We start from the raw sequence: 11,524 nt of genomic DNA on the forward strand, positions 1-11,524 counted from the left end.
TTATGGAAGCCTGGGGGCGCACACTGGATAACAGCGGACGGGGTAACACGCAGCAGTATTATTCCCTCACCACATTTCCTAAGTTTTGTTGTTTTTACCACCTGAACGTTAACCATCTGAGTTTTGAGAGAGGTAATAAATCGGGTAATTAGCGTAGGGTCATCGCTATACAATGCATACTCAAAGTCTGGGAGTTTAAGGTCTACCCTTACGACTAAAGTCCTTGGATATTCACGTAACGCTTTATCCAGGGTTTCTTTGAGTCGCTTTACATGATTTATATTCAGCAAGCCATAACTTGCGGTATTGATACTCATTATTAACTCCTGCTCCTGTTAATATACAATACAAGTGGTTTTTTATTGTAGAAGAAAATGACTGGACTCATTAACATTGACAATGGTTTTGAATCAATATTGAGAGTTCATAGGGGGATATATTACAACCAAGAGATAGGTGTGTTACATGGTTATATTAATCAGTTTATTATATTGCTATTTTAATTTGTGTATTACATTAGAATGCCTATATATACTATATAGTTATATTATCAAACCGACAGGCAAAGCACCTAATAGCAATCCAATGACAATAGAAGAAGGAACCATCAATTACTGCCATTTGCATGAAAAATAAATTCATTATTTTACTCTCAAGTTAACGTTATTTACTCATATAATAATACACGCTAAAGAATACTTAATTCATTATTCGAAAAGCATTATTTTGTCCAACGTCAGGCCGTCTGAATTCCTCCATTCTACCCATCTTCTTTCCACCACAAGCTTGCTGGCTCTCCCCCCTTCAAGTCGCACTAGTGCTCCCCTTATCAACGAATTTTCAGATATATACCATTCTCCTGAAGCAAGACTGATTGCCGATAAGTCTGACAGAGGTTCTCGATAAGCATTTTTGCTCAACTACGATCGACTTTATCGATCGGCTCGATCGAATTTCATCGTTATCCCCCACGCTTTTGTGGTTATAAAATCCGCACGGGATGTTTATGAGTGTCGGGGTTCCATTAAAAATCATGCAAATACCCCTCCCGGGTAGCGTTATACGACAACCAAAGGAGCTTAAGAATGAACAGAAAAATGATGCACAGTTTACTGCTGACTTGTGCACTGATGCCCGCGATAGCACAGGCCTTCGGCAATCAAAACACCTGGTCCAGCGGTTGGGGCCAAGGCGTATCAGAGTTTGTTATCAAGGGGAAAGGTCAGTCGCAGTTATATCTGTCCTGTGAGGATTATGGCTCACAGCCAGCCACGGTCATATTTACGGATGCTAACGGGCATGAAGTCAGTATGGATGAGGATAAAAACCTCCAGGTCAGCATTGACGGTGGGGAGTCCATTGATATCAGTGAGTCTGACAGTCGTGTCGGCAGCAATAACCTGGTGCTGGCCTGGACACAGTTGCGTAACGGCAAACAGGTCTCGGTATCCGGTGAAGGGGTCAAGCCCGCCACTTTCACGCTAGCCGGGGCGGCGAAGGTGCTGCCAGAGTTTGGCACACAGGGTTGCGTAGCAAAGGCCTCACTCTGATTTGTACCTGTCTTTACCGTCTGTTGCTGGTAACGAATGATGATATTCGTGTTCCGGCGATACGTTACTCTTAAAAGGAATACGCTGTGAAAATCAAACAATGGGTGATACCCGCACTGTTTTTACTGTCTGCTTCGGCGTTGGCCGAGCCAACTTCTCCAATAAAAGTGGAGACCAGTGATTATGTTCATCCTGCCGGAACTCGCTATGCCACCGTAGTGGTCACCTCGCTGGATGACAGTGTGAAAGTTGAAAATATTGACGTTAACCGGGGTAACTGCCGCATCGACAACAAAAAGTTTATGTCCTCCGTTAACAAGGAAACCATTCTGCCGATCACTCTGCGCTACGGGCAGTCCGTCAAAGTGAATTTTTATAATGAGTGCGTGGCTTCGGAAGTGGTAGTCACCACCGACAAAGGGGCGTGGCGCTACACCTATAACTGAGTAGTCTCTCTGTTTCATCTCCCTCCATAAAAGACGTCACATCACCAACGGGCTGCCGTCAGGCAGTCCGGAGAAAACCCTATGATTTTTATAAAAATGCTGGTAACCGCTCTGGGTCAGGTTCTGACCTGGTGTGGCGGACAGCAGGCCCGGCAGTTTATTGAAATCCGCTTTCGTCAGGAAGGTCACGATGACGACAGCATAGATGCAGCCAGAGAAGCAGTCACGCTGCTGGTGACTGCGCTGATAACGGCCCTGATGGCGCAGATATTACGGATCCTGGACAACTTCTGAGCCGCCGTTTGCTGCAATGACCACTGAACCTACACATCGCCCCTGCCTCCTCATGGAACAGGGGCTTTTGCTTTTATGCTTTTTAATCAAGGAAATCATCATGAGATTAGCCAGCCGCTTTGGTCGGGTGAACTCGATTCGCCGCGACCGCCCGTTAACCGTTGATGAACTGGCCCAGTACGTGCCCAGCGTATTGGGTGACGACAAGCATCAATCCCGAAGCCAGCGATATACCTATATTCCCACGATTACCCTGCTGGATAGATTGCGTGAAGAGGGTTTTGAGCCGTTCTTCGCCTGTCAGACCCGTGTTCGCGATCCGGGCAAACGTGAGCATACCAAACACATGCTGCGTCTACGCCGTGAGAACCAGATTGTTGGCAAGGAAGTGCCAGAGATTATCCTGCTCAACAGCCACGATGGTTCCAGCAGTTATCAGATGATACCGGGACTGTTTCGCTTTGTGTGTGCCAACGGCTTGGTGTGCGGTAATAGCTTCGGCGAAGTGCGTGTACCGCATAAAGGTGATGTCGTTGGCCTGGTTATCGAAGGGGCCTATGAAGTGCTGGGGATTTTCGACAAGGTGGAGGCCTCACGCGAAGCCATGTTAACCACCTCTCTGACGCTACCGGCACAACGGGCCTTTGCCAATGCAGCTTTGAGTTACCGCTACGGTGAAGACCACCAGCCAGTTACCGAAGAGCAAATCTTGATGCCACGCCGTTGGGAAGACCGCCAAAGCGACTTGTGGAGTACCTACCAGCGTGTGCAGGAAAACATGCTCAAAGGTGGACTAAACGGTCGCAACGTTCTTGGCAAACAGGCCAGAACCCGTGCAGTGAAGGGCATTGAGGGGGATATCAAGCTTAACCGCGCCTTATGGGTGTTGGCTGAAAATATGATTAAATTCAACAAGTAACGAATTCTCGTAATACCCCATCATTTGTAAAAAGTTGATCGTTTTCAACGATCGGTTTCTCGTTATTGATCTACACAACCGATTATCTTTGCCGTTCATCCGTCGATAAGATCGGCCTGGGTGCCGTTCGGTTTTTCTTCATCTTGCAACCCATCAATCAGGTACGTTTTGGCACGCCGACATACAGGGAAATACAGCCCGCTATCGTAGGAATAACGGGCTTTCAACAAGGGGGAAAGGCGAAGATGGAACAGGATAAGGCACTCACGGCAGACAAAGTTCAGAAGGTATTGGATTGGGCTTATGACAAGGCGGTAAACGGTGTCACGGGGCTGGGCTCGGCGCAAGACATTGCCGAGTCTTATATAAAGAAGGGAGGTAACCAGGTGGATTGTGTTAACGCACTTATCCGCTGGCAAAACACCAAAGCAGGTACCAGTGGTTTTGTTAACGGGCTTGGCGGAGCTATCACGATGCCGGTAGCAATTCCTGCCAATATCACCAGCGTGATGTACATCCAGATAAGGATGATTGCGGCGATTGCCCATATCGGTGGCTATGATCTGAAAGACGACAATGTACGCGCTTTTGTGTATCTCTGCCTGTGTGGTAATGCAGCGAAAGACATCCTCAAGGAAGCTGGTATCAAAATCGGTATGCAGCTTACCCGAAGCACAATCCGGAGCGTATCGGGTGAAGTCATCAAGATCATTAATAGGGCCGTTGGCTTCCGACTGCTGACCAAGTTTGGCCAGAAAGGCAGCATCAATCTGGTGAAACTGGTGCCGTTGGCGGGGGGTATTGTCGGCGGAACCTTAGACAGTATTTCCACCAACATCATCGGCAATATTGCCCGCCAAACGTTCATAATGCACGAAACTTCATTAATACCTGACGAGGTGACACCACCAGAAATCTAACCCATTGCCAGGGCGGTGCTAAACCGCCTCATTATCCTATTCACATAAAACAAGGGCATATTCCCACGTTAGCGGGAAGGGATGAGTGTTGCCCAAAATCAGGAATTAACATGAATGTACTCCCTCGTCTGTTGGGGTGGCAGGAAGCATCCTTTACCGATTATCAGCGGGCTTATACTGCTTTTGGGGGCAGTGTACTGAGTGATCCGCGCATTCTTCACTTTATCCATCAACGTTTTCAACTGAATGAACGTTACTTTATCAGGCATAACTCGGCTGGGGAGTTGGAGGGGGGCGTCTGTATCTGGGACAACCGGTATATTGCTGGCGACCAGCGCATCATGCGCAAACACGGTATCAACCATTACCCGCTAAATTGTGACGAAGTGGCATTACCCATCAGTGTAAACGCTCGAATGATATTACCGTTTCGCACCAAGTTTCTTTCCGACCTTAACCATCGTTCGCTACTGAATAGCAGCCACCTGCTCAATGCGCATCGTGAAATCAGCATCGTCCGGCCTGTTAGTGTCAAAACGCGCAGTTCGCGTAACCGGGAACTGAAACGCTTTCAGAATGCCGGTGGCAGCGTCCACTCCATAACGGAGTATGACACGGAAACCCTGATGCACATTTATGCCGACCTGTATTACCAACGGCGTGGCAAGCGCATAGGACTCGAGTCCACGCGTGATCTATTGGGTGAAATTCCCGACTTGCTGTTCGGCTCTGTACTGGCCTTCAACGAGGAGCCTTGCGCCATGCAATGGGTGGTGAAATCTGAAGACTGCCAACGAATTTACCTGGACTACGTCAATGCTGGAATGAATCTTGAGCTGTCATATCTGTCGGTTGGCACGCTGGCCGCCTGGGTCAATATATGTGCCGCAGAGGCTTACGGCGAGGCCCAAGGCAAACAGGTTCGCTTCAGCTTTGGGCGGCCCACTATGGGTTATAAAGATCGCTGGTGCATCCGGGAGCCTCTCTATCGCGTGATCGCCTGAGCTCCAGGCATCACATCTGCATGACGTTCGTTAATACCTTTAATTTCCAAGGAATACCATGAAAAAGTTACTGGTCGCATTTAAATTAAAGGAAATCAATCATGAAGAAGATTGTTATCATGTTATTGCTTTTCTGGGTAGCCACGCGCGTGTTTGCCTTTGGTGAGTTTGGGCAATGGTCCAGTGGCTGGGGACAATGGGTATCAGAATATACGGTCGTCAAGCAAAGCGGTGATTCGCTGTATATCTCCCGCAGTGAAGACCAACCGGTCAGCATGACCCTGAGGGAAAAGAATACGGTACATACAGCCAGCAGGGCTTTGATTTGATTGTCAATGGCACCGAGGTTCAAACGCCGTATGATACAGACTCACGAGTAGGCAGCAATAACTTTACCTACACTTAGGATCCATTGAGAAAGGCAACCCGACTGCAGGCCAAAACCACGGATGGCCAAACGGTTGACCTGTCCACGAAAGGAGTAGCCACTGCATTACCAGTCTGGGGAACCCCCGAGTTTAATTGTATGACAGGGCTGGGTTTCTGACTCTCCCGGCCCGTTGGTTGTTGTCACCGGGCCCGATGTCTTTATCTGCTCATCAATGGTGTTAATAATTCTACTAACCATCAGGAAGGTGTTTGCCTTCCTGTGTTGTTAATTACTTACTCTTTAACACAAGAGGAGGTATTAATACTGATGTATTAATACACTTCATAAACCTCCCTTCCTTAGAGGTTTCCCTCCTTACGGATTGTTTTCCATATTATTAACGACATTTGTGTAAAAAATAAATCAACCTTAACCCGGCTCAACTCCCCACGAAAGGGAATTGAGCCTTATGCTGTCGAAACATGGCGCGGAGCCATGGATGATATGCTCGGCTCGCCTGCCACTACCCACTTATTACCCATATACCACCAACAGGCTCCCCGGTTTCCGGTGGGGTCTTTTTTTATTTCTTGATAGTCAATAAGGAAACTTTTCATGAAGATACAATCATCGTCATCTGCTGTGTCCCTACAGACCAACGCACTGACCGCCACCGTAGTGTCAGGCCACCAGCGCACGCGTTTCTGGTTGCAGCACTTTGGCAGCATACCCCAATGGCTCATGCTGGAACCCCGCATCTTTGGTTGGATGGATCGCCTGTGTACTGATTACCACGGTGGATCCTGGAGTTTTTATACGCTGAGCAACGGCGGTGCCTTTATGGCTCCAGAAAGTGATGTGCAGTGGTCACTGTTTAACGGCATGAATGGTAATGGTGCTGAAATGCATGCTGAGGCGGCAGGGATCACTGCCTGCCTGATGGCCTACAGTCACCACGCTTGTCGTACCGAGAGCGAGGCCATGACTGAACACTTCTACCACCTCAGAGAATACGCGCTGCACCATCCCGAAAGTCGCGTCATTTTCTCCCTGATTGACTGAGCAACAAGGTACTCTCACTATGAAGATAACGTTATCCCCCACAGTGGCTGAAATGTCACCCGGCGAACAACGCACTATCCGACGCGCCCTGAACCTACTGGCAAAACAGTTGCGGGAACCGGGTGTTGCATTTACCTCCACCGCCGTGACCCGCGACTGGTTGCGCCTGCATCTGACTGGGCTGGAGCGCGAAGTCTTCGTCGTGCTGTGGCTCGATAATCAAAACCGCCTGCTGGCTCAGGAGACGCTATTTACCGGCACCATCAACAGTACCACCGTTCACCCTCGTGAGTTGGTGAAGTCGGCCATGAAGCACAATGCAGCAAGTGCCGTACTGGCGCACAATCATCCCTCCCAGTTAGCCGAGCCCAGTCAGGCCGATCGACAGATCACCGACAGGATAAAAACAGCGCTGGAATTGGTGGACGTGAGAGTACTGGATCACCTGATTGTGGGCGGTATGGATATCGTGTCATTTGCCGAACGCGGCTGGCTACCCGGCTGAGAGCGACTCTCTTCCCCAATTTCCCCTACCTCACATTTCTGAGATCTCATTTTCAAGGAGCACGCCCATGGGCTGGCTATTCTCACACAGATCTCGCCGTGAACTGATCGCGGCACTGATCCAAACCGACGACACTGAACACTATCAACACGTTACGCTGGCACATGCGCTACGAGGCAACGTCCTGTGGTCTGTTGTCCAGAGCACGCCGAAAGATCCCGCCAAAACCTCCCACACCGTCATCCACTGCACTCTGATGCAGGGGGCAGCTGGAAGTTGGGGTTATAAAGCGATGGATGAGTCGGTTCACCCCTGTTACTACAGTTGCCCAAAGCGCTATTTGACGATGGCCCCGGCGGTCTGCCCGGAATGGCGTGAAAAGGTGCTGGCCCATCATCAACGGCGTTACCCGCAACCGGGTGTAATAAGGGAGGGAAGCAACAGATGACTGCAACAACACCTGTTTTGCGTTTCGGCCTGCAATGCAGTTCGGCCCATATCAGTGAGGATGATAATGCGGTGCTGTACCGGATCTCGCATTGTCAGGATGAGTTCAGCGATGGTGAATGGATCCACTTTTCGGGTACGGGCTATTTGATCCGCCTGGATGCGTGGACTCATCCGTTATTGCAACTCAAACGGTTGGGGCTTTCCAAAACCTGCCGCCGTCTGGTCATCACGCTAATGAAACGCCATCAACTGACTTACCTGCATATTGATGCTCTGGGTGATGTGTTGCCCGAGTTTGTCACCTTCGATTGGTAATACGACCCCACGTCCGACGTTCCGCTTTTGTATTGTCCCGTAATTTCCCAAGGAAAATGCCCAATGAACACAAGCACAATGCCCGTGCCTGGCGTATTTCACTTTCTCCAGCACCACACCGTTCTCCCGCAAGACTGGCACACCCTATGCCAAGCCATCACTACCGCCTACCTGAAGATGCGAAAACATCCCGACAGCCTGAGCTTAGCTACCGCTCCAGTCATTTGTGAACATACCGGTAATCGTCCGCTAAGTGACGACGACAGTGCGATTGGGTTGGGTGTGATCAGCTTCAACGGCGAGCGTGCTGCCCACCTGGCGGGTGATCCCTTTTTACTGTACCGACGTCAAATACCCCATGCTCTCATCCGCTGTGATACACGGGGTTATCCCTACCAATGGCTGGTGATGGCTGTATTGCTATTGGCGAATACCCATAGCCCGAATGCCTGGACAATCGAATCTGACGTGCCACTGAAACAGTGGCGCCCCGTCGCCCGCTGGCTGACTCACTACTGCAAGATACCGGTCTCACCGCTTTATTAAGGTAAATCGTTCAATGAAGGCCATCGACAAAATACCCCGCACTACACCGAACGCCAATCAGGCGTTGGCCGAGTACCAGCAACTGCTTACCTGGTTGCTGAACCACTGTTATGGATTAGAACTCAACGATACGCCATATCACAACTCACAAGCTATCGCTCAACAGATTGAGTACGGAATGACAGTACGTGAAACCATCAACGAACTGGTGGAGAAATTCGACCTGGTACGTATTGACCGCCCCGGCTTCAGTCTGCTGGCACAGGACCCGACGCTGAGTGGTGGGGATATGCTACGCGCCCGCAGTGCGCTAGGGCTGCGAAACCCCGTCAGTCGTCGCCTCGCCTGATACCCCGGCTAACCTCAAAGATCTAGCGATACGCCAGCCTCACCGCTGGCGTTGTGCTATTTAAGGAAAACTCACAATGAAAAATCTCGAACCTGATACCTCGCCCACGACTCCCGTCTGGGGTCTGCAATGTGCCATCACGCCACGTCTGGGAGCCCGACTGGTCCAACAGGGGCGGCACCTACATTTTCTGGCTGATCGCGCTGGTTTGATCGGCACGTTCACACCCGAAGCCCTCAAGGCTCTCGATGTGGCTTTTCCGGTGCTGATTGAACAGTTGGAGAACTATCTGCGCTCCGGTGAGCTCGATCCACGTCGTCAGCATTGTGTCACCGTTCAGCACGCAGGTTTTACCTGTGAAGCAGATACGTTGGGCAGTTTTGGTTACGTGTATATCGCAGTCTATCAAGCGACGCAGTCACCCGGTACAGAGCGATAACCAGCACTAATAGGCATGGAACCATCTTGCCTCTACTTTCCACAGCCCGCGAAAATGCGGGCATTTTTGTTTTGAGGATCCCGATTATGTCTCATTCGTTAAATACGGTTACTGAAACCCCTGAAGTTCTTACTGGCCACACCGAGCTTATCTGCTCGACCGACATTGAACGTCTGGTAACAGGTCGTGAGGTTGCACTGAAACAGATTGAAGCGTTGATGGCTCAACTAAAGGAAATTGGTAATCTGATATTCAGCATTGGTGGCGGTAAGTTGGAAGATTGGGCACTGCAATCTGGCCACCGTTATGGGTGTCATCTCACCCTGGAACAAGAGAAAGGTCTGGCTGCTATCACTCATCAGATCGATCGCAAGCTATGGCAAGACCTGATGAGTCGCTCTGGGATGCTGGCGCTGATGGATGCACAAGCTCGAGACCAGTGGTACAAGAGTTTGGAGAGTAAAGAACTGCCTGCCATCAGTGAGGAAAGCATCTACAGCACGTTTGAGCAGTTGCACCATGATAAGGGGGATGTGTTCGAGCGTGGGGTGATCAATGTTTTTAAAGCGCTTTCATGGGATTACAAGACCAACGATCCTTGTTGCTTCGGTAAGAAAATCATCATTAGCAATCTGGTTAGCTACAACAAATGGGGTTTTACGCTGAACCACAGTTACCGGCGTGACCAATTGGCGGATCTGGAACGGGTGCTGCACTTGTTGGATGGCAAACCGCTGCCTGATAACCGTTGTGATATCGCCACCCGGTTAAATGAGCATATCTGTGCAAATAGGCTGGTGGCCAAGGATTACCAAGATGACTACCTGAGCATTCGGTACTTTATGAAAGGGTCGGCGCATATCGTATTCAGTAAACCGAAGTTGATTGATAGGATGAATGGGATTATTGCGAAGCATTACCCAGGGATGATAGCCGGAAGGTAGGTTGAGAGTCGTGGATTTGCTACGATGATGACAAAAAAGAAGTGACATGACTAAAGAAGCTCGTGTTCAGTCACGGCTGAAACGAGCAAAGTGTCATGCTTCTACTTGTGATGGTTTCTTCAAAGAGCTTGTTTGTTAAGATCAAATTGACTGAGCGCTGTGCGAACTGTTGAACGAAGATCAACTATTTTAAATGGGCAACAGTATCTACGCTCTGCTGGGGGCAACAGTCCGCTTAGTGCCAAAAGTGGACATCCGCTATTATTATTGCTCCTTCTGTTTCAGCGTTTTGATCCACTGATATTCCATTAGTATGTCACAAATCGACATATATCTTTCGAACGAACTTAGATGTTATGATATAAGTATGTACGACATTATTACGTTAAAACCGCTCAAAATTACAGGGAGGTTTTGTGGCAACTAACATATGCATGCTTGCTGCGAGCTATGGTGATTCGATTCTGGTATCTCACTCATCTGAGTCAGGCACCTTCAATCTTCTTATTGACGGCGGGCCAGCAAAGACCTTTGGCAAAGGCCCTGGAGGACGACGCCCTGGCCCTTTACGTGTTGCCTTGGATGAAATAAAAGAGAAAGGGCAATGCGTCGACTTGGTGATACTGACACATGTTGATTCTGATCATATCAAGGGGCTTTTAAAGGCCTTCAAGACAGATGGCTACCTTAATAGTCTAGCGAAGAGAGTATGGTTAAACGCATCCAGCAACATCTCAGCTTACTTGGGAGAGGCTGAGATATCCGAAAATTCTATACCTTTCAGTAATGGCGATAGCCCCGAAACAAGTATTCGCGATGGCAAAACATTTGAGCAATTTCTTACAGAGTTAGATTGTTGGAAGCGTGAAATAATTGTTGCTGGAGAGATAATCACCGAGGGACCTTTTAAATTTACAATACTCTCCCCTTCTCAGGAAGATCTCAGAAAACTTCACTGTAAATGGCCTGATGAGAAGCCACCGGCTGATACGGCAGGGGAGGCGAATGATTACAACCAGAGTTTTAGTGATCTTATTGAAAATGACGAGTTTTCTGAGGATCCTTCATTTACAAATGGTAGTTCAATTGCTTTCATTCTCGAGATAGAAGGAAAGAAAATTCTGTTTTTAGGTGACGCCTATGCTTCCACTATTGTAACAACTCTGGAAGGGCTGGGTTACACTAGGGAAAATAAGCTTATAGTCGATTATGTCAAGATTTCTCATCATGGGAGCCATTTTAATACGAGTATGAAACTGCTTGAACTTATTGAGTGTAGATCGTATCTAATTAGTACCGATGGAACTAAACATGGTCATCCGCATAAAAGAACATTGGCAAGAATATTTAATTCGCAACCAGATAGTGTAATCTATTTCAATTACGAGGTAGCCTTTGACGGGATTTTATT

Annotated in this window: 17 protein-coding genes; 16 read left to right on the plus strand and 1 reads right to left on the minus strand. The window is 48.7% G+C overall.

Features of this window, described 5'->3' with window-relative positions:
• A partial coding sequence (locus tag JHD74_RS24280; RefSeq protein ID WP_199063700.1) for an inovirus-type Gp2 protein occupies window positions 1-317 on the minus strand: 317 nt, incomplete at its 3' end.
• Between the two features lie 768 nt (window positions 318-1,085).
• On the opposite strand from JHD74_RS24280, the gene JHD74_RS24285 reads away from it, so the two are divergent.
• The 16 genes from JHD74_RS24285 to JHD74_RS24360 form a co-directional block, all read left to right on the plus strand.
• Entirely contained in the window at window positions 1,086-1,550 is a 465-nt protein-coding gene (locus JHD74_RS24285) for a hypothetical protein (protein WP_199063701.1), read from the plus strand.
• Between the two features lie 86 nt (window positions 1,551-1,636).
• Complete coding sequence (locus tag JHD74_RS24290; protein WP_199063702.1) at window positions 1,637-1,996, plus strand: hypothetical protein; 360 nt, start codon at window positions 1,637-1,639, stop codon at window positions 1,994-1,996.
• 81 nt (window positions 1,997-2,077) lie between these two features.
• Complete coding sequence (locus JHD74_RS24295) at window positions 2,078-2,290, plus strand: hypothetical protein (protein ID WP_199063703.1); 213 nt, start codon at window positions 2,078-2,080, stop codon at window positions 2,288-2,290.
• 97 nt (window positions 2,291-2,387) lie between these two features.
• Window positions 2,388-3,209: a DUF932 domain-containing protein gene (locus JHD74_RS24300; protein WP_199063715.1), complete on the plus strand. Its 822-nt coding sequence runs from the start codon at window positions 2,388-2,390 to the stop codon at window positions 3,207-3,209.
• A 65-nt stretch (window positions 3,210-3,274) separates the two neighbouring features.
• The gene (locus JHD74_RS24305) at window positions 3,275-4,129 is read left to right on the plus strand and encodes an EcsC family protein (RefSeq protein WP_233169663.1); all 855 of its coding nucleotides are present in this window, start codon (window positions 3,275-3,277) and stop codon (window positions 4,127-4,129) included.
• Window positions 4,130-4,239: 110 nt separating this feature from the next.
• On the plus strand, window positions 4,240-5,133 hold the full coding sequence (locus JHD74_RS24310) for a GNAT family N-acetyltransferase (RefSeq protein ID WP_199063704.1): 894 nt from the start codon (window positions 4,240-4,242) through the stop codon (window positions 5,131-5,133).
• Window positions 5,134-5,234: 101 nt separating this feature from the next.
• The gene (locus tag JHD74_RS24315; protein WP_199063705.1) at window positions 5,235-5,462 is read left to right on the plus strand and encodes a hypothetical protein; all 228 of its coding nucleotides are present in this window, start codon (window positions 5,235-5,237) and stop codon (window positions 5,460-5,462) included.
• A 656-nt stretch (window positions 5,463-6,118) separates the two neighbouring features.
• The gene (locus tag JHD74_RS24320) at window positions 6,119-6,565 is read left to right on the plus strand and encodes an antirestriction protein (RefSeq protein ID WP_199063706.1); all 447 of its coding nucleotides are present in this window, start codon (window positions 6,119-6,121) and stop codon (window positions 6,563-6,565) included.
• Between the two features lie 19 nt (window positions 6,566-6,584).
• Window positions 6,585-7,070, plus strand: coding sequence for a DNA repair protein RadC (gene radC / locus JHD74_RS24325; protein ID WP_199063707.1), 486 nt, complete (start codon window positions 6,585-6,587; stop codon window positions 7,068-7,070).
• 67 nt (window positions 7,071-7,137) lie between these two features.
• Window positions 7,138-7,518 (plus strand): hypothetical protein, encoded by a 381-nt coding sequence (locus JHD74_RS24330; protein WP_199063708.1) that lies wholly within the window; start codon window positions 7,138-7,140, stop codon window positions 7,516-7,518.
• Window positions 7,515-7,835 carry a DUF5983 family protein gene (locus JHD74_RS24335; RefSeq protein ID WP_199063709.1) on the plus strand — a complete coding sequence of 107 codons (321 nt, stop codon included), beginning with the start codon at window positions 7,515-7,517 and terminating at the stop codon, window positions 7,833-7,835. Before JHD74_RS24330 ends, JHD74_RS24335 begins: the two co-directional genes overlap by 4 nt.
• A 63-nt stretch (window positions 7,836-7,898) precedes the next feature.
• Window positions 7,899-8,381 (plus strand): hypothetical protein, encoded by a 483-nt coding sequence (locus tag JHD74_RS24340; protein WP_199063710.1) that lies wholly within the window; start codon window positions 7,899-7,901, stop codon window positions 8,379-8,381.
• A 13-nt stretch (window positions 8,382-8,394) separates the two neighbouring features.
• On the plus strand, window positions 8,395-8,730 hold the full coding sequence (locus JHD74_RS24345) for a TA system toxin CbtA family protein (RefSeq protein WP_199063711.1): 336 nt from the start codon (window positions 8,395-8,397) through the stop codon (window positions 8,728-8,730).
• A 76-nt stretch (window positions 8,731-8,806) separates the two neighbouring features.
• Complete coding sequence (locus JHD74_RS24350) at window positions 8,807-9,169, plus strand: type IV toxin-antitoxin system YeeU family antitoxin (protein ID WP_199063712.1); 363 nt, start codon at window positions 8,807-8,809, stop codon at window positions 9,167-9,169.
• Between the two features lie 86 nt (window positions 9,170-9,255).
• A complete protein-coding gene (locus JHD74_RS24355) occupies window positions 9,256-10,113 on the plus strand; it encodes a DUF4942 domain-containing protein (protein ID WP_199063713.1) in 858 nt (285 codons plus the stop codon).
• A gap of 416 nt (window positions 10,114-10,529) precedes the next feature.
• The coding region (locus JHD74_RS24360; RefSeq protein ID WP_199063714.1) for an MBL fold metallo-hydrolase at window positions 10,530-11,524 on the plus strand (995 nt) is incomplete at its 3' end.

It is taken from the genome of Serratia sp. ASV30 (genome assembly GCF_016428815.1).
GTDB lineage: Bacteria > Pseudomonadota > Gammaproteobacteria > Enterobacterales > Enterobacteriaceae > Chania > Chania fonticola_C.

What these genes read in the sequence shown, in the direction of transcription:
- JHD74_RS24285 (WP_199063701.1), top strand. Translation starts at nt 1,086, where the DNA reads ATGAACAGAAAAATGATGCACAGTTTACTGCTGACTTGTGCACTGATG.
- JHD74_RS24295 (WP_199063703.1), top strand. Translation starts at nt 2,078, where the DNA reads ATGATTTTTATAAAAATGCTGGTAACCGCTCTGGGTCAGGTTCTGACC.
- JHD74_RS24310 (WP_199063704.1), top strand. Translation starts at nt 4,240, where the DNA reads ATGAATGTACTCCCTCGTCTGTTGGGGTGGCAGGAAGCATCCTTTACC.
- JHD74_RS24315 (WP_199063705.1), top strand. Translation starts at nt 5,235, where the DNA reads ATGAAGAAGATTGTTATCATGTTATTGCTTTTCTGGGTAGCCACGCGC.
- JHD74_RS24320 (WP_199063706.1), top strand. Translation starts at nt 6,119, where the DNA reads ATGAAGATACAATCATCGTCATCTGCTGTGTCCCTACAGACCAACGCA.
- radC (WP_199063707.1), top strand. Translation starts at nt 6,585, where the DNA reads ATGAAGATAACGTTATCCCCCACAGTGGCTGAAATGTCACCCGGCGAA.
- JHD74_RS24330 (WP_199063708.1), top strand. Translation starts at nt 7,138, where the DNA reads ATGGGCTGGCTATTCTCACACAGATCTCGCCGTGAACTGATCGCGGCA.
- JHD74_RS24335 (WP_199063709.1), top strand. Translation starts at nt 7,515, where the DNA reads ATGACTGCAACAACACCTGTTTTGCGTTTCGGCCTGCAATGCAGTTCG.
- JHD74_RS24340 (WP_199063710.1), top strand. Translation starts at nt 7,899, where the DNA reads ATGAACACAAGCACAATGCCCGTGCCTGGCGTATTTCACTTTCTCCAG.
- JHD74_RS24345 (WP_199063711.1), top strand. Translation starts at nt 8,395, where the DNA reads ATGAAGGCCATCGACAAAATACCCCGCACTACACCGAACGCCAATCAG.
- JHD74_RS24350 (WP_199063712.1), top strand. Translation starts at nt 8,807, where the DNA reads ATGAAAAATCTCGAACCTGATACCTCGCCCACGACTCCCGTCTGGGGT.
- JHD74_RS24355 (WP_199063713.1), top strand. Translation starts at nt 9,256, where the DNA reads ATGTCTCATTCGTTAAATACGGTTACTGAAACCCCTGAAGTTCTTACT.